Origin of the sequence: Mangrovimonas sp. DI 80, from assembly GCF_001975575.1 — a bacterium.
GTDB classification, from domain to species: Bacteria; Bacteroidota; Bacteroidia; order Flavobacteriales; family Flavobacteriaceae; genus Mangrovimonas_A; species Mangrovimonas_A xylaniphaga.
Map to the genome: position 1 here is coordinate 1 of NZ_MSDT01000004.1, position 23,084 is coordinate 23,084.

Consider the following 23,084-nt stretch of genomic DNA (forward strand, 5'->3'; position numbering starts at 1 on the left):
ACCCGTGGGAGAGTAGGTCGTCGCCTTTTTTGAAGCCCCCAGCAATTAAATGCTGGGGGCTTTTTGTTTTTACGCTCTTCACCAATTATGGCGGATATATTATTTTACTGATAAAATGGCCTCTGTTAACTTGTTTTAAGCTGGGTTAAGGGTAATATTTATATTTTCACTTTACATTATATTCATGGCTATTGTCCTATGTTCTAGTATGGGGTATAGGGGTATTGTCAGATATAGTCTTCAACTTCCTAAGAGTTCGGTTTATACTTTATTTAAAATTCTTAAAGATGTAATCGATTGGAAAAGTTCAACTAATTCACTGTACTTTCTGTTTGGTAACTTATTTGATTGCCTCATATTCTTTGGGATTCCAGTTGTATAAAGGTACTGTTTGCTTATCTATTAAGCATTAGGTTGTAAATAGTGTATATCAGTAAAAATCTGTCAGTTTTTTTGTGGATATGATAATTAATTTTTACATTAGTGTAATCGATTACAGTATTGTTTGTTGTTTTATCTAGTTACAGGGTAGGAGTTTAACTGATTGAAGCTAAACCACCCAAATCGGAGTAAATTGAATGCAAGTAACCAACTATAATCATTTAATACATATCTAATGGTTAAAAAACTACTTTCCCTATTAGTGTTATTGCTATTGGCAACTGAAGTCAGTTATTCTCAAGAAACCTTAATTGATTTTAATTTTCAAGAACCTGAAATGCCCGAAGGTATTACATCTGATGGTACTATTTCAACTGGTGGTCCAGTTAACAATTGTACAGAATGTTCTGAGGGGCGTCTTGTGGTAAGTACTGGAGGTTATTTGCAAGCCGATGTGTCTAGTTGTGGGGTGTTTTTGGTTAAAATGAAATCTTCTGGAAGCACACCAAGAACTGTTACCGTAAAGTACCAACATTTGGGTTCGGAAGATTATATAATTGCCGGAGATGTTTCTGTGGTGCAGTCGGGAACTGGACTATATGAGCTTACAGATCTTTTTCCTGTACTTCAAACACCTGGGACTACTTCCATTCGTTTGGAAAATGCTCCTAGCGGTGGGCAAGTACATATTCATGATTTATATATAGAATCTAGTGCCGATTTGTTTTCAGAAGCGGACATTCTTACGTTTAACTTGCCTGGTCAGGTAGGTGAAGAAATAATCGATACAGATGCCAATACTATTAGTGTATCGGTTCCTATTGGATTTGATTTGACCTCAGTTGTCCCTGAATTGATAGAAATATCTCCTTCAGCAACTATTTCACCTTCGGTAGACACAACAAGAGATTTTTCAGTTGGAAATAATGTTAGTTATGAAGTAACGTCACAAGATGGTAATACCATTAAAGAATGGTTGGTAAGTGTTTCCGAAGTGGTGTCAAGTGAAAAGGACATTACCGCTTTCACATTGGTCGAAAATCAAATAGGAGAAACCATCATTGACAGTGAAGCGGGAACGATTGAAGTGACCGTGCCAGAATCTATGGATGTTACTAACCTTGTTCCATTGACGTTGACAATTTCGCCCTTTTCGGGCATAACACCTTCGGCAGATACACCTCGTGATTTTTCTAGTCCAGTTGAATATACCGTTACGGCCCAAGACAACAGCACAAAAACTTGGACGATTACTGTTTCTGAGGAATTGCCTTTTTACAGTTTGGATGTGTCAGTTACAGGAATTGGAAATGTGACTTTAAGTCCGGAAGGCGGTATTTATGAAGAAGGAACGGTGGTAACCCTTACTGCGGAGCCTATTTGGGATGCTACCTTTACTGGATGGGCCGGAGACTTAAGCGGCAATGAATTGGTAGAAACCATTACGATGGATGGTTCCAAAAGTGTGACGGCTACTTTTTCAGCAGATGTGGAATTGGATTTTGAGATTCCTGTGGGATTTGCTTCCGTTGATACAGGTACTGAATATCAAAACTACGATTTCAGTTTTAATGGTCCTGTAAGCGGTGGTCAAGGAGCGGCGGATACTCTTTGGGTGAATGGTCCTGACGATTTTGACATGTTGGCTTGGCATTTATACTATAGAAATAGGGCCTACAAAGGACTTTCGGGAACCAATGGCGTTACCGCAACGCCAGAAGTTATTGTTTTTACAGAAGGAGTTTACGAAGAAGGAACTTCCGATTCTTCGGCTTGGGGGAATCATATGTTGACGGTTCAAGAGCAAGGAGATTTAACTATTATTGGTGAACAAAATGTGGTTTTGAAGTTTGGATTAAACATTAAGCGTTCTTGGAACGTATTGATTCGCAACCTTACATTTTATGATTATTATGATGACGGGATCAATATTGGAGAGCCAGAAACCCACCACATATGGGTAGACCACTGTACAGTTGGACATCCTGATACAAGACCAGAAGATCAAGATCATCCTGATGGCGGTATTGACGTTAAGGGAGGAGCAAGTTATATCACCTTATCTTGGAATATTTTGAGAAATAGTTGGAAGACCAATCTTATTGGACATTCCGATAGCAATGGATCGGAAGATTTGGGGAAATTGAAGGTCACTCTTTATGCCAACCATTATTTCAATAGTAATTCCAGAAACCCAAGAGTGCGTTTTGGAGAGGTACACGTGTTGAACAATTTGGTGGAAGGGATCACGCTTTACGGTATAGCGGCTTCTAACCAATCGCAGGTATATGCCGAAAATAATTTCTATCTCAATACGCGTTGGCCAATGTACGCCGATAGAAAGGTTTCCGATTTTCAAGCTGTTTATGGTGTAAATACCGATAACACTTTTACTTCTAAAACGGGAAATTATCCAGCAACGGCATTGAAGCAAGTAGGGAATGCTTATGATGATAGTGAACTTCCTGTGATTACTTCACAAATCAATCCAGAGATGTTGAACCCAGGAGGACGTTCGGTAAAATTTGATGAATTGAATCCTGAAGGAATTTTTGAACCCTCTTCCTATTACGACTATGAAGCATTTCCTGCCGATGTTGTTGAAGAATTGATTCCTCTTTATGCTGGAGCAGATGTTATTGATTTCTTTCAAACGGAGTCCCTTGGTGTATTGGATCTCGAGGAGCAGTTGTTTAAGTTGTATCCCAATCCAGTAAAGGATTATTTGGTGTTGCAGCATGCTTCGGCCCAAAAAAATGGGGCTATTGATGTGTTCAATTTGTCTGGTGTAATAGTGATGTCTGTAAAAGTAGAAGAAATGAGTATGCTTACACGTTTGGACCTAGCGGCATTGGCCAATGGATTTTACGTGGTACAATATAAAGATGCTCAAAAGCAACAGCAATTCAGAATTGTTAAAGGATAATTTGTAAAAGTATAAATATTGAATAAAGCCCTGAATAGTTTAAAGAGTTGGTAATTTTTGAGAAAGGGAAAGGTTCTCTTTTGATGGGTTATATATTTAATTTAAAAACTAATATTATGAAAAAACAATTACTTAAACTTGTATTGATTGTCATACCTGTTGTAGGATTGATGTCATTTAAGAGCTCCCCAATGTTTTTTGGACCAGGCTGGACTATTTATCAAGCAGATGTATTACCCGAGGCTTTTGAGCCACCTTTCCAAACCTCCAGTGCTGGAACTAATTTTTCAAACCAAATTGTTGTCGATCCAGATGATGGGAATAACAACTTGTTAGTAATGGAATGCCCAGGAACTTCTTTTTACTGGAGAATGAATTTTGCCAATAATGATGTAACCGTTGATAATTTAACAGTGGTTATGAGGGTAAAAGGTAATCCCGCTTATGATGTTGCTTTAGATTTGGATATGCATTATAACGATATTCGTACCCGGGTGTCCTTCCAAAAGAATTATAATGAAGAAGCAAATGCGATAAGAGTAAGAAATGGAACGGGACCAGACGGCGCATCAAGTGGTCCTTTAGGAGTTAATCTGGACGAATGGCACACCTATCGCTTTACCATGACAGCGGAACAAACATTAATTTATGTTGATGAAAGTGACACACCTATTATGACTATTACCCCATTATCAGCGGCTAGTAGTAACAGTCACTTCCGTTTTGGAGATGGGTCTTCCACAGAGAATGAGTATGGTGCATCTATTGATTGGGTGGTATGGGATAGCTCAGGAGCATATTCGCCATCAGAGTTGGCATTGCCAGAAGCTGTTTTGAGCGTAGATTCCTTTGCAACTAATAGTGCTTGGGTTGGACCAGTACCTACAAAAGATCTTTTATATGTAAACCATCCAAACTCAATTGGTGATTCTCAAATAAAGGTGTTCAACCTTTCTGGAAAATTGGTAAAATCTATCGAAACCCAAGGAAATTTGGAGAGAACTGAAATTAACATGAGCGAATTGGCTGCAGGTTTGTATATTGTGAACTATAAAAACGGAAATCAAGAACAACAGTTCAAAGTTTTAAAAGAATAATTACAATTTGAGACTACAAAAAGTATTTAAAAACATAACACCAAAAACTTTTGTGCTAAGCAACCTTATAAAAATAGGGTTGCTTATGCCTTTTATAGGAATGTCCCAAAATTTGGCATTTCCAACAGCCGAAGGATTTGGGCGCTTTACCACAGGAGGTAGAGGCGGAAACGTAATTAAGGTTACCAATCTTAACGATCAAGGCGAAGGAAGTTTGCGCGCTGCAATCAAGGAAAAAGGAGCCAGGATTATTGTATTTGATGTTTCAGGAACCATTCAATTGGAGTCAAAGCTGGAAATCAAGAATAGTAATGTAACCATTGCTGGCCAAACATCGCCTGGCGATGGCATCACTATTGCTGGATATTCTGTAGCCATTAAAACCGATAATGTTATTTTGAGAAATTTGCGTTTTCGGTTGGGGGATGTCAACAAAGTTCAAGATGATGCTATTGGGGGAAGAGATCGTAAAAATATTATCCTAGATCATTGCTCCATGAGTTGGGCGACCGATGAAGTGGCTTCTTTTTACCAAAACCACAATTTTACTATGCAATGGTGTATTGTGTCTGAAGCCTTAAACCATTCTGTCCATGAAAAAGGAAACCATGGGTATGGAGGGATTTGGGGAGGAGCCAAGGTGTCTTTTCACCATAATTTAATTGCTAGCAACAATAGTAGAACCCCTCGTTTTAGTGGCTCTCCTACAACGGAAAACCTTTCGGATGAATTTGTGGATTTTAGAAATAACGTTATCTATAATTGGGGCGAAAATAATATTTATGGAGGTGAACGAGGTACTTATAATATGGTAAACAATTATTTCAAATTTGGTCCTGCAACTCCAAAATCCAAAAAAGATAGAATTGTAAACCCCTATGAACCCTATGGAAAGTTTTTCGTAGACGGAAACTATATAGAAGGTTTTCCTGAAATCACCAAAAACAATTGGAATGGAGGAGTACAATGTGACGATGTTGAAAAGGCTAAAGCGAAAGAGATGTTTCCTATCGATCAAAATGTGGAAACCCAATCGGCCGAGGATGCCTATCAATTGGTATTACAGCAGGCTGGGGCCAGTTTGAGGAGAGATGCTGTTGATGAACGTATCGTGAATGATGCCAAAACTGGTACCGCTTCTGTTGGAAATGGCATTATCGATTCCCAAGTACAAGTTGGGGGGTGGCCAGAATTAAAAACAAATCCGCCATTACAAGATACAGACAAAGATGGTATGCCCGATATTTGGGAACAAGACCAAGGACTCAATCCTCAAGTGAATGATGCTGCGTTATTCAGTTTGGATAGCGTCTATACCAATATTGAGGTTTACATCAATAGTTTGGTAAAATAACAATAAGAGTTTTTATCAATAAAAAAGTCCAACCATGCGGTTGGACTTTTTCAGTATGTATTGTTTGGATTAGTCTCTCAAGACACCTCTAGAAATTACAATTTTTTGGATTTCTGAAGTTCCTTCGTAAATCTGGGTGATTTTAGCATCACGCATCAAACGCTCTACGTGGTATTCTTTTACAAATCCATTTCCACCGTGAATTTGAACAGCTTCAACAGTTTGTTCCATTGCCACTTTTGAAGCATATAATTTTGCCATGGCACCAGACATGTCATAGTTATTTCCTTGGTCCTTGTCCCAAGCAGCTCTGAATACCAACATACGCGCAGCTTCAATTTCAGTAGCCATATCGGCTAATTTAAAAGCAATAGCTTGGTGGTTGCAAATTTCAGTTCCGAAGGCTTTTCTTTCTTTGGAATATTTCAAGGCCAATTCATAGGCCCCTGACGCAATCCCTAAAGCTTGGGAAGCAATCCCGATACGCCCTCCAGATAAGGTTTTCATGGCAAACTTGAATCCGAAACCATCTTCTCCAATTCTGTTTTCTTTTGGAACTTTTACATCATTGAATTGAAGTGTGTGCGTGTCACTTCCTCTAATACCCAATTTGTCTTCTTTAGGACCAATGTGGAACCCTTCCATGCCTTTTTCCACAATAAAAGCATTGATTCCTCTGTGTCCTTTTTCACGATCGGTTTGGGCAATTACCAAATAAACATCGGCACGACCACCATTGGTAATCCAGTTTTTTGTACCGTTCAATAAGTAGTAGTCGCCTTTATCGATAGCAGTAGTAGATTGAGAGGTTGCATCACTACCAGCTTCAGGTTCGCTTAAACAAAACGCGCCAAGATTTTCTCCTGTTGCCAATTTGGTAAGGTATTTTTCTTTTTGGGCTTCAGAACCATAGGCTTCAAGGCCATAACACACCAAAGAATTGTTCACAGATACCATTACAGAAGCAGAAGCGTCTATTTTAGACAGCTCTTCCATAATCAATACATATGAAATGGCATCCATTCCGCTTCCTCCATATTTAGGATCTACCATGATTCCTAAAAATCCTAGGTCTCCCATTTTTTTGACCAACTCATCAGGGAATTCCTGTTTGTTGTCACGTTCTATCACGCCCGGAAGTAATTCTGTTTGAGCAAAATCACGGGCAGCATCGCGAATCATTAGATGTTCTTCGGTAAGCTTAAAATCTATCATGAAAAATAAATTGTTGAATTATTAAAAAATGTGAGCAAATATAGTATTTTGCTACGATTTTTTCAATAAGGGTAATTATTTTTACATATATGGCAAAAGACCACTATGAAATTATAGGAGTGATGTCCGGAACCTCATTAGATGGGGTCGATTTGATTTGGGCTACTTTTCGTTTTGATGATAAATGGAGTTATAAGATTCATCAGGCTGAAACAGTGGCATATTCCAAGGATTGGGAAGCTAAATTGAAGCGTTTGGTGGACTTTTCCAAAGCGGAGTTGACACAAATAGACCAAGATTATACCCAATATTTGGTTGGATTAATAGGTCAATTTATCTCCAAACATCAAATAGCTTCTTTGGATGCGGTGTGCTCTCATGGGCATACAGCCTTGCACCAACCAAGTGAGGGGTTGACTTATCAAATAGGAAATTTGCCTATCATTTCAGAATTGTTGCAACATAAGGTAGTGTGTGATTTTCGTGTTCAGGATGTGGAATTGGGAGGACAAGGGGCGCCGTTGGTGCCAATTGGTGATGCTCTATTATTTTCGGAATATGATTTTTGTCTTAATTTGGGTGGTTTCGCCAATATTTCAACAGATATTAAAGGGAACAGAATTGCCTATGATATTTGTCCAGTAAATATTGTGTTGAACCATTATGTAAGACAATTAGGTTTGGATTATGACGATGAAGGTAAAATTGCCCGTTCCGGTAATTTGGATGAAGGGCTTTTGGAACAGTTAAATTCGCTTGAATTTTATCAAAAGAATTTCCCGAAGTCTTTGGGATTGGAATGGGTAGAAACCTCCATACTTCCATTGATAGATGCAGCCCAGCTTCCTATAAAGGATGTGCTTCGTACTTTTATTGAACATGCGGCCATTCAAATTGCAAAAGAGTTTACTTCAAAATCTAGAGGTACAGTTTTAACAACTGGTGGAGGTGCCTATAATTCATTTTTAATAGAAAGGATTCAATCAAAAACTGAAGCAAAAATAATCATTCCCAATCCTGCGATTATCGAGTATAAAGAAGCCCTCATATTTGGATTTTTGGGAGTCCTAAAACTAGAGAATCAGCCCAACTGTCTAGCCAGTGTAACGGGCGCCAGACATGACCATAGCTCAGGTCAAGTGTATTATCCGTAAAATAATTTTAAAATTGATATTTAAGGATTTTTAGTTTTTTATATTTGTTGCGCAAGAAAAACGACGAGAAATTGTATCATTTTTAAAAGAAACACGAATGATACAAATTATATACAATAGAGATTAATAGCATTACATGAAAGATTTACTTCAAAAGTACGAAGCAAAAGAACCAGAAATAATATTTAATTGGAAAGACCCCGAAACAGAAGCCGAAGGCTGGACAGTGATCAACTCCCTAAGAGGAGGTGCCGCAGGTGGGGGAACTAGAATGAGAAAAGGCTTAGACATGAACGAGGTGTTGTCACTTGCCAAAACTATGGAAGTGAAATTCACCGTGTCTGGACCAGCCATTGGAGGCGCCAAGTCGGGTATTAATTTCGATCCTCAGGATCCTAGAAAAAAAGGCGTTTTAGAACGTTGGTACAAAGCCGTATCGCCACTGTTGAAAAGTTATTACGGAACAGGAGGGGATTTGAATGTAGATGAAATCCACGAGGTAATTCCTATTACGGAAGAGAGTGGTGTGTGGCATCCACAAGAAGGGGTTTTTGAAGGACACTTCAAGCCAACCATTGCTGATAAAATCAACCGTATTGGGCAATTGAGACATGGGGTAATCAAGGTTATCGAAAATCCTGTGTATTCTCCAGATGTACGAAGAAAATATACCGTTGCAGACATGATTACGGGATATGGTGTTGCTGAAGCTGTAAAACATTTCTATGATATCAAAAATGAGTCTGTGGTAGGAAAACGTGCCGTAGTACAAGGTTTTGGAAATGTTGGTGCCGCTGCTGCATTCTATTTATCGCAGATGGGTGCTAAAGTAGTTGGAATTATTGATGTTGTTGGAGGCTTGATTAAGGAAGAAGGATTTTCATTTGAAGAAATCACAGAATTATACCTTAATAAGAAAGGAAACAATCTAGCAGCAGAAAACTTGATTCCATTTGCCGAAATGAATGAAAGGGTATGGGGCTTAAAAACTGAAATCTTTACACCATGTGCCGCCTCAAGATTGGTAACCAAAGAGCAAATTGATCAAATGATCGATAACGGGTTGGAAGTGATTTCATGTGGTGCCAATGTGCCATTTGCCGACAAGGAAATTTTCTTTGGATCAATCATGGAGTATACCGATAGTAAAGTAAGTTTGATTCCTGACTTTATTTCCAACTGTGGAATGGCTAGGGTATTTGCTTATTTTATGGAGCAACGTGTGCAAATGACAGATGATGCCATTTTTGGAGATACTTCTAACATTATTAAAGAAGCTATTAAAAACGTACATAGTAAAAACAATACAAAAACTGGTATAAGTGCTACTGCTTTTGAAATTGCATTGAGCCAACTTATATAAACTTAACTTATGGAAACTATAATAGTATTAGTATTTGTAGTAGGCTATTTGGCCATAACCTTAGAGCATAATTTAAAAATTGATAAGTTAATCCCTGCTTTGGTCATGATGGCTATTAGTTGGGCTTTGATTGCGTTGGGTATTGATGCCTTCCCGCAATGGTTTGATTCTGCTCAGCATACCTTAATGGAAAATTTTGGAATGCTTGAGCATGAGGAAAAAATGCACTTAATGGAAGAAACCCTACTTCACCATTTGGGAAAAACGGCTGAAATATTGGTGTTCTTGTTGGGGGCCATGACCATTGTGGAAATTATAGATTACTTTGATGGCTTCGCAACCATTAAAGGGTTTATCAAGACCAAGAACAAAAAGACCATGTTATGGATCTTCTCTTTAATGGCATTTGCCTTATCAGCAATCATTGATAACTTAACTGCTACTATTGTATTGATTTCCATTTTGCAGAAATTGATTCAGGATAGAAACACACGTATCTGGTTTGCAGGTTTAATTATTATTGCAGCAAACGCCGGAGGTGCCTGGTCACCAATTGGGGACGTTACAACAACCATGCTTTGGATTGGTAAAAAAGTTTCTGCAGGACATTTGTTCGCATATCTGTTTGTGCCTTCATTGTTGTGTATGTTGGTACCAACATTTATAGCATCGTTTTTGCCAGCATTCAAAGGTAAAATCGAAAATGAAGAATCTGACGATGACGGACCGAAGTCTAAATTTAGTGGTACTATGTTTTACTTAGGTTTAGGTGGAATTGTTTCCGTTCCGGTATTTAAGCAAGTAACGCATTTACCTCCTTATGTTGGGATGATGTTGGCTTTGGGTGTGGTAGCAATTTTTGCTGAAATCTATAGTAATACCAAATTCACATTAATGGATTCAGGGTCTGATGACGAAGCCTTCCAAGGACATCACAGTCCGGTTCACCATTCTTTATCAAGAATTGAAATGCCAAGTATTCTATTCTTCTTAGGAATTTTATTGGCCGTGGCTGCTATGGAATCTTTAGGGATCTTGTTCGGTTTTGCACAATCTTTGCAGCATACTATGCCTATGTTGGGTACTGAGTTGCATCACGAAGGCGTTTCCGATTTGGTGGTATTGCTTATTGGTGTTGGTTCAGCCGTTATTGATAACGTACCGTTGGTGGCTGCCAGTTTGGGAATGTTCTCTGAGCCTATGGATAATGAACTTTGGCATTTTATTGCCTATTCAGCAGGAACCGGAGGAAGTATGTTGATCATTGGTTCTGCAGCCGGTGTAGTTGCCATGGGAATGGAGAAGATTGACTTTTTCTGGTACGTGAAAAAAATCTCTTGGTTAGCACTTATAGGGTTCTTGGTAGGAGCGGCAGCATTTATGGTAACAAGAACTTTACTATAACATATACTTTAGTTAGAAAACGAACGTTAAAACAATAATTAACACTAAATCTCAAAATTTACAATATGATGTTATCTTTTAACCTACAAGAAGGTGCAGAATTGCTTACTGAGGAACAACCAGTTGAAAAAACACTTTCAATTATTGAATTGATCTTTAGCGGTGGAACAGCCGGAATAGTGATTATAGGAATTTTACTTATCCTATTGGTATTAGCCATTTACATTTACTTTGAACGTTTATTCGCCATCAAAGACGCCTCCAAAATAGATGCCAATTTCATGAATCAAATTAAAGACCATGTTAGTAATGGGAAAATTGATTCTGCCCAAATGTTATGTGCCCAAGTAAATACTCCAGTTTCTAGATTGATCAATAAAGGGATTACCCGTATTGGAAAACCTTTGGAAGATATCAATACCGCCATTGAAAGTGCCGGTAGATTGGAAGTTTATAGCTTAGAGAAAAATGTAAGTGTTCTAGCAACAATTTCCGGTGCAGCCCCAATGATCGGATTCCTTGGAACAGTTATCGGGATGATTTTATCCATTTTCGAAATTGCAAATTCAGGAGGTCAAATTGATATTAAATTATTGGCTGATGGATTATACACCGCCATGACTACAACCGTTGCGGGGTTAATTGTTGGTATTGTTGGATACATTGCTTACAACCATTTAGTGGTAAAAACCGATAAGGTTGTGTACCAAATGGAAGCAAATTCTTTAGAGTTCTTGGATCACTTAAATGAGCCTATCTAATGAATTTAAGAGGAAGAAATAAAGTCACGCCAGAATTCAATATGTCGTCTATGACGGATATTGTATTCTTGTTATTGATCTTTTTCATGTTGGCATCTACCTTGGTAACCACAAATGCCATTGACATTTTATTGCCAAAAGCGAGTGGAAAAACCGAAAACAAGAAATCGGTAGCGGTTAGCATTACGAAAGATCTAAGATATTATATAGACCAAAAATTGGTGGGAGAAAGTATGTTGGAAAACCAATTGGTTTCCGCACTTGCTGGACAGGACAAACCAACGGTTGTGTTGCGTGCCGAAAAATCTGTGCCGGTAGACAACGTGGTTAAGGTCATGGACATTGCCAATAGAAACAAGTTCAAGGTTATTTTAGCAGTAAAACCGAATAATTAATATGAAATATTTTGAGACCAAATATGAGCGCAACTCGGCCAAGATTACCGCATTGATTACGGTGATTTTGATATTGTTGTTATTTGTAGTTGGCCATAAATATTTGGATCCCCCAGAAGAATACGGTGTAGCCGTTAATTTTGGAAATTCTGCAGTGGGTAGTGGTGATGTGCAGCCCACAAAACCTTTGGCGCCACCTAAGGAAACTGTGGAAACACCTGTGGAGGAAGTGAAGCCAGAAGAAACTGTGCAGCCGCAACCTAAGGAAGTTGCTGAAACGGCTTCCAAGTCAGAAGATATGCTTACTGAGGACAGTGCCGAAACGATTGCCATCAAGAAGAAAAAGGAAGCTGATGCCAAAGCCAAAGCTGAAGCCGAACGTGTTGAACGTGAAAAACGTGAAGCAGCCGAGAAAAAGCGTTTGGAAGAAGAGAAGAAAAGGCAGGAAGAAGCTAAAAAGAAACAAGCTCTTGATGCCTTGATTGGTGGGGTAAGCAATTCCAAAGGAACAGCAACTGGAGGTGAAGGTCCAGATGGAAAACCTGGAGATAAGGGCCAATTGGATGGAGATCCGTATGCCCCAAGTTATTTTGGAGGTAGTGGACCAGGTAAAGGTGGCGTAGGCTATGGTTTGGGAGGTCGAGGAACACCGAGTAAACAAATATTCAGACAGGACTGTAATGAATATGGATTGGTGGTTGTACGTATCGAGGTGGACCGAAGCGGTAATGTAGTTGCTGCAGAACCCGGTATTAGAGGTACAACAAATACGCATCCTTGTTTGTTGGAACCAGCTAAAAAAATTGCCCTATCGCATAAATGGCCTGCAGATCCAAAGGCACCTGCGAGACAAGTTGGATTTGTGAGCATTAATTTTGATGTAACCCAGTAGACTTATGAATTATCAGGAAACTGTGAACTGGATGTTTAAGCAGTTACCTATGTATCAAAATTTAGGTACATCTGCCTATAAAAAGGATTTGAGCAACACTTTGTTGCTGGCTGCAGAGCTACATCATCCGGAAAATCATTTTAAAAGCATACACGTGGCTGGTACCAATGGAAAAGGGTCTACTAGCCACATGTTGGCTTCTATACTTCAAGAAGCGGGCTATAAAGTCGGTCTTTATACTTCACCACATTTAAAGGATTTTCGAGAGCGGATCAAAATCAATGGTGAAGAAATTTCGGAGGATTTTGTTGTGGATTTTATAGCCAATCACCAATCTTTTTTTCAAAACCATCATCTTTCCTTTTTTGAAATGACAGTGGGGATGGCATTCGATTATTTTGCCAAATCCAAAGTGGATATCGCTATCATTGAGGTGGGCTTGGGAGGCAGACTGGATTCTACCAATATCATTATGCCTTTGGTTTCGGTGATAACCAATATTGGTTTGGACCATACCCAATTTTTGGGGAATGACCTCGCGTCTATAGCCAAAGAAAAGGCGGGCATTATCAAAAACAATGTTCCTGTCGTGATTGGGGAAACCCAAGAAGAAACCGAAGCTGTATTTAAGGATAAGGCTAGGGAAGAGGGCGCCGAAATTCATTTTGCGGATCAAGAGGTAGGCTCCGTATTTGAGAGTGATTTAAAAGGACTGTATCAGCAGAAGAACATCAAAACGGTGTTGCAGGCTATTCAATTGTTGCCAAAGGATCAATTCTACGTTTCAAAAGAAGCAATTCGGTCAGGTTTAAAAGGGGTGTCTGCGAATACTGGATTGAAAGGACGTTGGCAGATTCTCGGAGAAAACCCAAAAATTGTCTGCGATACGGCTCACAATAAAGAAGGGCTTAAATATATCGTTGAACAATTATCTAAGGAAGCATATAAACAACTTCATATAGTTTTTGGAGTTGTCAATGATAAATCGCTGGAGCCAATTCTTGAGTTAATGCCTAAAAATGCGACTTATTATTTCTGCAAGCCCGATATGCCAAGAGGATTAAATGCAGACGTTTTGAAGGACGAGTTTTTAAATCATGGTTTTGTTGGAGAGGCCTATTTTAGTGTAAATGAGGCCTTAAAAAATGCAAAAGAGAAAGCTGGTAAAAACGATATGATTTATGTTGGCGGAAGTACTTTTGTGGTCGCTGAAATAATTTAAAAAATATTTCAAAAAAGTTTTTGAGATATGAAAAACTAGACTATATTTGCAGTCCAATTACGAAGGGCGCGTAGCTCAGTTGGTTCAGAGCACTTGGTTTACACCCAAGGGGTCAGGGGTTCGAATCCCTTCGCGCCCACAGAAAAAGCTTCTCACATCGAGAAGTTTTTCTTATTTATAGAGGGTCTTAAGTTTATTGGAAAGTAACAAAATCTAGTTTTAAAACGAAGTTTAAAATTTTTCAAAAAAATGTTTTGAGATATGAAAAACTAGACTATATTTGCACCCGCAACAAGCAAGGGCGCGTAGCTCAGTTGGTTCAGAGCACTTGGTTTACACCCAAGGGGTCAGGGGTTCGAATCCCTTCGCGCCCACAGAAAAAAAGCTTCTCATCACGAGAAGCTTTTTTTATTTACAACAATTCCAAAATCCGTTCCAAAGCCATTCCTCGAGAACCCTTTATCAAAATAAATTCATTTTGAAGGGTAGTGGTCGACAAATGCTTTTTCAAGTCTTCAAATAACTCAAATTTTAAGGTGTTCTTTCCGTTTGCTGAGGTATTGTAAAAATGTTTTCCAATAATGTAAATAGAGCCGTTAAAATGCGATTCCAGATAGTTTAAGATTGCTTGGTGTTCTTCAGCAGAAGTGCTTCCCAATTCAAACATGTCGCCTAAGAATACGGTTTTGTGCAAATCGCTAGTATATTGAATAAAATTCTCCAGGGCGGCCTTCATACTGGTTGGATTAGCATTGTAGGCGTCCAATATAATCTTGTTGCTATCTTTCTCTAAAAATTGTGATCTGTTATTGCTTGGTATATAGTTTTCAATCCCTTTTTTTATGTTTGCCGCTGAAACTTCAAAGTAGGAACCAATAGCTATGGCACTACTGATGTTATTAAAATTGTAGAGTCCGGTTAGATGTGATATGATTTCTGTTCCATCAAAATTAACCGTAACCTCAGATTGAGCATTGGTTAGTTTGATATTGGCATCTGTAGCACTCCCTTCCCCAAAAGTAAAAACCGGCTTGTAACTGCCTATTTGTTTTAGTTGTGTAGCGTCGTTTGCATTGATAAAAACTGTTTTATTATGGGCTTTCAAATAATCGTACAATTCCGATTTGGCTGTTATCACGCCTTCCAAACTTCCGAAGCCTTCTAGATGTGCTTTGCCAAAATTGGTAATTAAACCATAATCAGGTTGAGCAATAGAGCATAAAAAGGCTATTTCTTTATGATGGTTGGCGCCCATTTCAACAATGCCTATTTCTGTTTCTGAAGTCATCCCCAAAAGGGTCAAAGGAACACCGATATGGTTGTTAAGATTCCCCTTGGTTGCAGAAGTTCTAAATTGGGTCGAAAGTACTGCGTTAATCAATTCCTTGGTGGTTGTTTTACCGTTACTGCCTGTTAAGGCAATGATGGGAAGGTTTAATTTTTTACGGTGATAGGAAGCTAATTCTTGTAAAGCTGCCAGCACATCTTTCACCAAAATCATTTGGGAATTGTTGGCATATTCCTTCTCATCAATTACAGCGTATTTGGCGCCATTTTCAAGTGCTTGTTGCGCAAATGTATTGCCATTGAAGTTTTCTCCCTTTAATGCGAAGAAAATGGCATTGGCTGTTACTTTCCTAGTGTCGGTTGTAACCGAAGTACACTCCAAAAAAGCCTTATATAAATGTTCTATATTCATGAATTAAATGTAATAAAAAAGTCCTAACAGCAATGTTAGGACTTTTTAGATTTATAACTAAGATATGATTAGTTCTTTGTTTTGTTTTTCATTTTAGATTTAGATCCAACTCTAGACATTGCACATCTGAATCCGATGTAATCTGTAGCCATGTCCTGCGGGAAATATCTACGTTGTGCAGGGTCTAACCAGTAATCTCTATCTTTCCAAGATCCACCTTTGTAAACTCTTACATTATCGTTGATCAAAGAAGTTCTAGCGTTAGACTTGTCGTACTCTTTGATTAAAGCTCCAGCAGAGTCTCTTTCGATGTGGTGCTTAGGAGAGTTGTACATTTTGCTAGTAGAAGTTTTCCCTTCACCTTCTTCTTCACTCTCGTCAAAATTGTCTTGGTAATAACGAGATGATCTTACGTCACCATCTCTAAAGTTTCTGTTATCACTAGTGTCAAAGTTTGTTCTTAAGTAAGTTTCGTTGTCATCAACAGGAACCTGTAGGATTTCACCAGGAAGGTTTCTTGCAACAATTTTACCATTACTTAAAGTATCGTAAACAATCTCGTCTGGAGTTACAATTTTAACTGTTCCGTCTTCTCCGATAGCGTTTTTAGTATAAACGTTTCCACGGTAGTAGTTGAAATCATTGAATTCATCATCAACAATTGGTCTATAAACGTCAGCTACCCACTCGGCAACGTTACCAGCCATGTCATATAATCCATAATCGTTAGGAGCGTAAGACATTACTTTAGCAGTGATATCTGCACCATCGTCAGACCATCCAGCGATTCCACCGTAATCTCCTTTTCCTTGCTTAAAGTTAGCTAACTGATCTCCTCTTGATTTTCTCTTTCCAGATCTAGTGTAAGCACCAGTCCAAGGATATTTCTTTCTTCCTCTATAAACGTTGTAGCTTCTCAATTCGCTCATACCTAAAGCTGCATATTCCCACTCAGCTTCAGAAGGTAGACGGTATTTTGGAGAGATTACACCAGTTTCTCTGCTTGCGTAAACGTTAATTTCGTTTCCTTCAGCATCTGTCATTGGCTTAACATTTCCTCCTCTTAATACCTCTTCGTTCCCACCAAAAGTTTGTGTTGGAGAATTGATGTAAGTATCGGTGTTGAAGTTACTTTCTGCAGATACATCTGTTAAGTGAGAATCTCTTTTAAGGTAACCTGCATCTTGTAAGTACATTTCGTTAACACGGTCTGTTCTCCAATTTGCAAATTCTACAGCTTGAATCCAGCTAACTCCTACTACAGGATATTCACCATAACCTGGGTGACGTAGATAGTTTTCTGTCATCATTTCGCTATATCCTAAACGATTTCTCCATACTAGAGTGTCAGGAAGGGCACCTTCGTAAATTAACTTAAAGTTAGGATCGTCTGGAGGGTAAACTCTCTTGATCCAATCTAAATACTCTAAGTACATCATGTTGGTTACTTCCGTTTCATCCATGTAGAAAGACTGTACGTGCTGTTGGTTTGGAGCGTTGTTCCAATCGTGCATCACATCGTCTTGTACTTTACCCATGGTAAAAGTTCCACCTTCAATGAAAACTAATCCAGGCGCAGTTTCTTGTTCTTTAAAGCTTGTGTTGTATTGGAAACCTCCTTCTCTGTCATTAATCGTCCAGCCAGTGGCTCTCGAATTATTCTTCGACGAGGAAGATTTGTTACAACTAAACAATGCTAAAGATAGCGTTAGGGCTAACAGTATCCTTAGATTTAAAACGTTTTTCATATCCATACTTTTAAGTAAGCTAAATTAATTTTAGAGACGCAATATAGTAATTAACGGCAAATTAACAACCTTTTTTTTTAAAATTTACCTACAAAAGCTGTATTTCATCCCTTTTTTTGAGCGTTACATCGGATTTTTTACGGTTTATCGATGTATTTTGTCTTTAAATAACGGTAGGTCAATTTAATTATTGTTGTAATTTTGAGGAAAAATTTAGGGACTTATACTATATATGTTATCCTCTCGTTAATTGATTATGCAAAAAACTATACACATTCTTGTTCTTTTAATATCATTTGTGGGGTTTTCCCAACAACAGCAATTCCAAATTGAATGGAATGGATCTAAAGTTCTGGAAACTTCTATTTCAAAAATAACGTTACCTGCTTTTAATGAATCTAATTATGTATATGATGACGAAAGAGGTTTAGTGTTTTTTTCTGCTTTGGAAAATGTGTTTAGGATTGATGAGAGTTCAGTTAGTTTAAGCAATATTAGTTACAGCACCATATCCAAAGCCGATTTAAAGGATTTGCCATTAAATACAATTCCCAAGCAACCAATAGTAAAAGCTTACAATACAAACGCTCGTGGTGTGTTGGGTGTTCAAATTGAGGTAAGTCCTATTGTCGAAGACCAAGGCGTCTATAAAAAAATCAACAATTTCACCGTAGAGTATAATTTAAGTAGCTCTACCTATAGGAATGGACTTAGTACAATGGATGTTCCTGAAATTGTGAATTCTGTTCTTGCAAATGGAGACTGGTATAGATTCTATGTTGACAAAAGTGGAGTGTTTAAGTTATCCAAGAGTTTTCTGAATGAATTGGGGGCTAATACCAATGTTGACCCTAGGACTGTAAAAATTTATGGTAACGGAGGAGCGATGTTGCCAATGGCCAATGATGTAGAGTATCCTTTTGATTTAACTGAAAATGCAATACAGTTTATTGGAGAAGAAGATGGTGTTTTTGATAGTAGTGACTATATATTAATGTATGCCGAAGGTCCAACCGGATACAATGAAGAAAGTACTACAAATATCAATGCATATACTGATAAGGCTTATTATTATGTCAATATAAGTAGTGGAGAGGGTAAAAGGATCCAAACATTATCCCAACCAGAGGTAGAAGCAGATCTAGTTATTGACACTTTTCAAGATTATCAATTTCATGAAGTAGACGATTACAATTTGGCGAAGATTGGTAGACGTTGGTTTGGTGATCGCTTTGGAATAGAAAATCAAAAAGAATTTACGTTTAGTTTTCCGAATCTAGTGACTTCAGAGCAGGCTAAGGTAAGAGTATATACTGCGGCTGTGTCTGAAGTTCAAACATCCATGGCGGTAAAACTGAATGGGAATGCATTATCCAATTTTAATTATGCGGCCATTAATAGTCCTAATTACGCAAGTGGTGGTAACTATGATGGAAATGTTTCGTTGAGTTCTTCTGAATTGGTATTTGATTTAACATATAACAATAATAGTAATCCTTCCTCCTACGGTTATCTTGATTTTATTTCGGTAGAGGCCACAAGGGAATTAAGATTTGAAGAAGCACAATTGCGTTTCAAAAACAATAGTGTGTCTAATGTTGGCGGGGTTGTTGAATATCAATTGTCAAACAGTACTGATGTTTCTCAAGTTTGGGATATCACCAATAAATATGATGTAGAAAGTGTAGAAAACGAAACAAATAGTTCGGAGTTTAGTTTTAAGGCTCAAGCCGGAACTTCCCGAACCTATTTGGCCGTAACACCCTCAGACTATTACCAACCTTTAAGAGAAAGCAATACCTCTGTTGCCAATCAAAACATTAAGGGAACTATTTTAAAGAATAGCCAAGGAGAATTTGAAGATGTAGATTATGTCATTGTTGCTCCTAATGTTTTTGCGTCGCAGGCTGAGCGTTTGGCCCAAATTAACAGAGATCAATATGGTCTGGTTGTAAAAGTGGTGACTTTAAATGAGCTTTATACTGAGTTCAGTTCGGGAAATCAAGATATTAGTGCTATTCGAAATTTAATGCGTTATGTATACCAGAATGCCAGCAGTGCTGAAAGTAGAGTGAAATACCTTTGTTTGTTTGGAGATGGTTCCTATGATTACAAGGATCGATTATCAGGGAACACCAATATAGTGCCTCCATGGTTGTCTTACAATAGTTTTAGTTTGACCTCTTCATTTGTTTCTGATGATTTTTATGGGATGATGGACTCTAACGAAGGAAATATGACAGCTTCCAATTTATTGGATATTGCCGTGGGAAGGATCTTGGCAGAAACTCCACAACGCGCAACCGAGATGGTAGACAAGATTGAATCCTATCATAAATCAAGTTCCTATGGAAACTGGAGAAATAACTTTGTACTTATAGCAGATGATGTTGATGAAGGCTGGGAAAGGGTTCTCCAAGAAACTTCCAATTCCATTGGAGATGTAACTACAACAGAACATCCTTCAATAAATGTGGTGAAAATTTTTTGTGATGCCTATCAGCAGGAAGCTTCTTCAGGAGGGAAAACTTATCCACAGGCTGAGGAGGCCATTATCAATGCTATCGAAGCAGGTGCGTTGGTAGTGAATTATTTTGGCCATGGAGGAGAAGATGGTTGGGCACATGAGAGGATTTTTTCGAAAATTGATTCTCAAGAGTTGCAAAATACCTGTAAATATGGTTGTTTTGTAACGGTTACTTGTGAATATACTAAGTTTGATGATCCTCAGAGACCTACTGCGGGGGAATATACTTATTGGAATACTCAAGGAGGAGCTATTGCTTTGGTTACTACAACCCGACAAATTGCTGTCACTTCTGGAGTGGATTTTAATAACGCTTTGGGCGAATACCTTTTTGAATTTGGAGATAATCAACATGTCTCTATCGCAGAGGCATTGAGAAAAACTAAAAATTCAACCTCTGTTTCTAAAAATATCCAAAAATACTTGGTGTTCTGCATAGGGGATCCAGCTTTAAAATTGGCAATGCCTAGACCTGACATTCGCTTGACCAAAATAAATGATGTGCCATTAGGAGGAGATACGGATGAGTTGCAGGCTTTGAGTAAGGTGAAATTTTCAGGTGAAGTTGTGGATGAGCTAGGGAATATAATGACTAATTATAATGGTGTGTTGACGGCTACTGTTTTCGATAAAAATATCCAAAGACAAACCTTGGGGAACGACGGAACCTCAGATAGCAATGGGGTTATCAAAATGGACTTTGAGACTTTGGGAGAAATTCTTTTTAAGGGACAGGCAACCGTGACAAATGGTCAATTTAATTTTGAATTTGTGGTTCCTCGTGATATTGGTATTCTTGTAGGAAATGGAAAAGTGAGTTTCTATGCTAAAACTGAAAATCCTTTACAGGATCAGGCTGGAGCGAGTTTTGATATTCAGGTAGGAGGCATCAATGAAAATGCTGAAGAAGATAATATTGGTCCTGTCATCAATTTGTATATGAATGATACCAATTTTGTGTCAGGAGGTATTACCAATGAATCGCCTACATTTTTGGCGAAGCTACAGGATGATAATGGAATTAACACTGCCAGTGGTATAGGCCATGATATAGTGGCCATTATTGATGGAGATGAAACCAATCCAATTGTGTTAAATGATTATTACACAGCTAATATTGACGACTACCAAAATGGGGAAGTTTCTTATCCATTTCGTAACTTAGAGGCTGGTTTACACACTTTAACACTAAAAGCGTGGGATGTCTATAATAATTCGGCCACATCAGAGTTACAGTTTGTGGTGCATGATAAGGACCAAGAATTAGTGATTAAGAACGTGTTGAATTATCCAAACCCATTTGTGAATTATACCGAATTTTGGTTCAACCACAATAGTTCTGATAATTTGGACGTTTCTATACAAATATTTACCGTTTCTGGTAAATTGGTGAGAACCATTAATGGTCAAACCAATGCCGATGGGGGATGTTGTAATGAAGGAGCTTCATCATTATCAAGAAGTATCACTTGGGATGGAAGGGATGATTTTGGAGAAAAAATAGGAAAAGGCGTGTATGTCTATAAACTAAAAGTAAGATCAACCTTATTAAATAAGCAGGTTGAGAAAATCCAAAAGCTTGTGATACTCTAATAAACATTTATATTTGCGAGTGCTTTTTAGCACCAATACAGAAGAATTTTAATTAATAACATGAAAAAATACTTTTTAATACTTATCACATTAACGTCTTTCAATATTTCAAGAGCTCAAGAAAATACAGTGGTGCTTCCTAACCCTAACGATTCAAGAGTTATCACGACAGGAGTTCCTTTTTTGTTGATTGCTTCAGACGCTCGTGCAGGTTCTTTGGGAGATATGGGAGTGGCGACTGGAGTTGATACCTATTCTCAACAATGGAATCCTTCTAAATATGCATTTTCAGAAACGAAATCAGGTTTTGGAGTAAGTTATACACCATATTTGAGTAAGTTGGTAAATGACATCTTTTTAGGTAACATCACTTATTTCAATAGAATTAATGAAAGTAGTGCCTTTGCAGCAAGTTTTAAATATTTCAGTTTGGGTGAAATTGAATTGGTACAGGACGAATTTTCTCAGGCTTTAATTGAAAAACCAAATGAATTGACTTTGGATGTGTCTTATTCCCTTAGATTGGCAGACCAATTTTCCATGGCTGTAGCGATGCGCTATTTGCGTTCCGATTTAAGAATAAGCGCTGTAGATCCAGATGCAAGTGCTGCTGGTTCCATTGGAGTGGATATTGCTGGGTACTATCAATCTGAGGAAATGGCTTATAATGATTTCAATGGACGCTGGAGAGGTGGTTTTGCAATACAAAACATTGGGCCTACTATTAAATATGATGATGGAGGCCAAGAAAACTTTATTCCAACAACCTTACGTTTGGGAGGAGGTTTCGATTTTATATTTGATGATTATAACACATTATCTGTCACTGGAGAAGTAACTAAATTATTGGTGCCAACCCCTCCAATTTTGGGAACTGAATATGAATATGAAGATGTAAATGGTAATGGTAGATATGATGCAGATGAGGATGTTATAGGAGAAGCGATTTCAGCTCCAAATGGTTTGATATATTCAGGAAAGGATGACGATGTTAGTTTCTTTAAAGGGATGTTCCAATCTTTTGGAGATGCCCCAGGAGGTTTTAAAGAAGAAATGCAGGAAATAACTTGGGCCCTTGGTGCCGAGTACCGTTATCAAGAAGCCTTTGCTTTTAGGGCAGGGTATTTCCACGAAAGTGAAGTTAAGGGAGCGAGACAGTTTTTTGCTTTGGGAGCAGGATTTAAGTATTCTATTGTTAATATAGATATGTCTTATTTGTTCTCGGCGTCAAAAGTTCAAAGTCCATTGGAAGGAACTTTACGTTTCTCATTATCCTTCAATTTTGGAGATGGCGAGTATATGGAATATTAAAGATTTTCCATTCATTATAATAAAAAGCACTATTCTTTGGAA

15 protein-coding genes and 2 tRNA genes are annotated in these 23,084 nt (G+C 38.1%); 14 read left to right on the forward strand and 3 right to left on the reverse strand.

Annotated elements, in window-relative coordinates; translation table 11 throughout:
- Nucleotides 1–616 precede the first annotated feature (616 nt).
- The 3 genes from BKM32_RS07755 to BKM32_RS07765 all read left to right on the forward strand — a co-directional run bounded on the left by BKM32_RS07755 (nucleotide 617) and on the right by BKM32_RS07765 (nucleotide 5,758).
- On the forward strand, nucleotides 617–3,307 hold the full coding sequence (locus BKM32_RS07755) for a DUF5018 domain-containing protein (protein WP_076663328.1): 2,691 nt from the start codon (nucleotides 617–619) through the stop codon (nucleotides 3,305–3,307).
- A gap of 116 nt (nucleotides 3,308–3,423) precedes the next feature.
- Nucleotides 3,424–4,404, forward strand: coding sequence for a T9SS type A sorting domain-containing protein (locus BKM32_RS07760; RefSeq protein WP_171971851.1), 981 nt, complete (start codon nucleotides 3,424–3,426; stop codon nucleotides 4,402–4,404).
- An 85-nt stretch (nucleotides 4,405–4,489) separates the two neighbouring features.
- Nucleotides 4,490–5,758 (forward strand): polysaccharide lyase family 1 protein, encoded by a 1,269-nt coding sequence (locus BKM32_RS07765; protein WP_083702133.1) that lies wholly within the window; start codon nucleotides 4,490–4,492, stop codon nucleotides 5,756–5,758.
- A gap of 69 nt (nucleotides 5,759–5,827) precedes the next feature.
- Here the strand turns inward: BKM32_RS07765 and BKM32_RS07770 are convergent, their stop codons facing one another.
- On the reverse strand, nucleotides 5,828–6,970 hold the full coding sequence (locus BKM32_RS07770; RefSeq protein ID WP_053977529.1) for an acyl-CoA dehydrogenase: 1,143 nt from the start codon (nucleotides 6,968–6,970) through the stop codon (nucleotides 5,828–5,830).
- Between the two features lie 92 nt (nucleotides 6,971–7,062).
- Between BKM32_RS07770 and BKM32_RS07775 the strand changes: the two genes are divergently transcribed.
- The 9 genes from BKM32_RS07775 (at nucleotide 7,063) to BKM32_RS07815 (ending at nucleotide 14,538) form a co-directional block, all read left to right on the forward strand.
- A complete protein-coding gene (locus tag BKM32_RS07775; RefSeq protein WP_076663331.1) occupies nucleotides 7,063–8,127 on the forward strand; it encodes an anhydro-N-acetylmuramic acid kinase in 1,065 nt (354 codons plus the stop codon).
- Between the two features lie 136 nt (nucleotides 8,128–8,263).
- Nucleotides 8,264–9,490, forward strand: coding sequence for a Glu/Leu/Phe/Val dehydrogenase dimerization domain-containing protein (locus BKM32_RS07780; RefSeq protein WP_076663332.1), 1,227 nt, complete (start codon nucleotides 8,264–8,266; stop codon nucleotides 9,488–9,490).
- A gap of 9 nt (nucleotides 9,491–9,499) precedes the next feature.
- Nucleotides 9,500–10,894: a sodium:proton antiporter NhaD gene (gene nhaD / locus BKM32_RS07785; protein WP_053977321.1), complete on the forward strand. Its 1,395-nt coding sequence runs from the start codon at nucleotides 9,500–9,502 to the stop codon at nucleotides 10,892–10,894.
- Between the two features lie 68 nt (nucleotides 10,895–10,962).
- Entirely contained in the window at nucleotides 10,963–11,655 is a 693-nt protein-coding gene (locus tag BKM32_RS07790; protein WP_053977530.1) for a MotA/TolQ/ExbB proton channel family protein, read from the forward strand.
- Nucleotides 11,655–12,050: a biopolymer transporter ExbD gene (locus BKM32_RS07795; protein WP_053977322.1), complete on the forward strand. Its 396-nt coding sequence runs from the start codon at nucleotides 11,655–11,657 to the stop codon at nucleotides 12,048–12,050. Before BKM32_RS07790 ends, BKM32_RS07795 begins: the two co-directional genes overlap by 1 nt.
- A 1-nt stretch (nucleotide 12,051) precedes the next feature.
- Nucleotides 12,052–12,942: an energy transducer TonB gene (locus BKM32_RS07800; protein WP_076663333.1), complete on the forward strand. Its 891-nt coding sequence runs from the start codon at nucleotides 12,052–12,054 to the stop codon at nucleotides 12,940–12,942.
- Nucleotides 12,943–12,946: 4 nt separating this feature from the next.
- On the forward strand, nucleotides 12,947–14,164 hold the full coding sequence (locus BKM32_RS07805) for a folylpolyglutamate synthase/dihydrofolate synthase family protein (RefSeq protein ID WP_076663334.1): 1,218 nt from the start codon (nucleotides 12,947–12,949) through the stop codon (nucleotides 14,162–14,164).
- Nucleotides 14,165–14,228: 64 nt separating this feature from the next.
- Nucleotides 14,229–14,303 (forward strand) — tRNA-Val (locus BKM32_RS07810).
- Nucleotides 14,304–14,463: 160 nt separating this feature from the next.
- A tRNA-Val gene (locus tag BKM32_RS07815) sits at nucleotides 14,464–14,538 on the forward strand.
- 38 nt (nucleotides 14,539–14,576) lie between these two features.
- Here BKM32_RS07815 and murF read toward each other — a convergent pair.
- Both murF and gldJ read right to left on the reverse strand, forming a co-directional pair.
- Complete coding sequence (gene murF, locus BKM32_RS07820) at nucleotides 14,577–15,863, reverse strand: UDP-N-acetylmuramoyl-tripeptide--D-alanyl-D-alanine ligase (protein ID WP_076663335.1); 1,287 nt, start codon at nucleotides 15,861–15,863, stop codon at nucleotides 14,577–14,579.
- Nucleotides 15,864–15,931: 68 nt separating this feature from the next.
- Nucleotides 15,932–17,617 carry a gliding motility lipoprotein GldJ gene (gene gldJ, locus BKM32_RS07825; protein WP_171971852.1) on the reverse strand — a complete coding sequence of 562 codons (1,686 nt, stop codon included), beginning with the start codon at nucleotides 17,615–17,617 and terminating at the stop codon, nucleotides 15,932–15,934.
- 250 nt (nucleotides 17,618–17,867) lie between these two features.
- On the opposite strand from gldJ, the gene porU reads away from it, so the two are divergent.
- Both porU and porV read left to right on the forward strand, forming a co-directional pair.
- Nucleotides 17,868–21,731, forward strand: coding sequence for a type IX secretion system sortase PorU (gene porU / locus BKM32_RS07830; protein WP_076663336.1), 3,864 nt, complete (start codon nucleotides 17,868–17,870; stop codon nucleotides 21,729–21,731).
- Between the two features lie 60 nt (nucleotides 21,732–21,791).
- On the forward strand, nucleotides 21,792–23,042 hold the full coding sequence (porV, locus tag BKM32_RS07835) for a type IX secretion system outer membrane channel protein PorV (protein WP_076663337.1): 1,251 nt from the start codon (nucleotides 21,792–21,794) through the stop codon (nucleotides 23,040–23,042).
- Nucleotides 23,043–23,084: the final 42 nt, after the last annotated feature.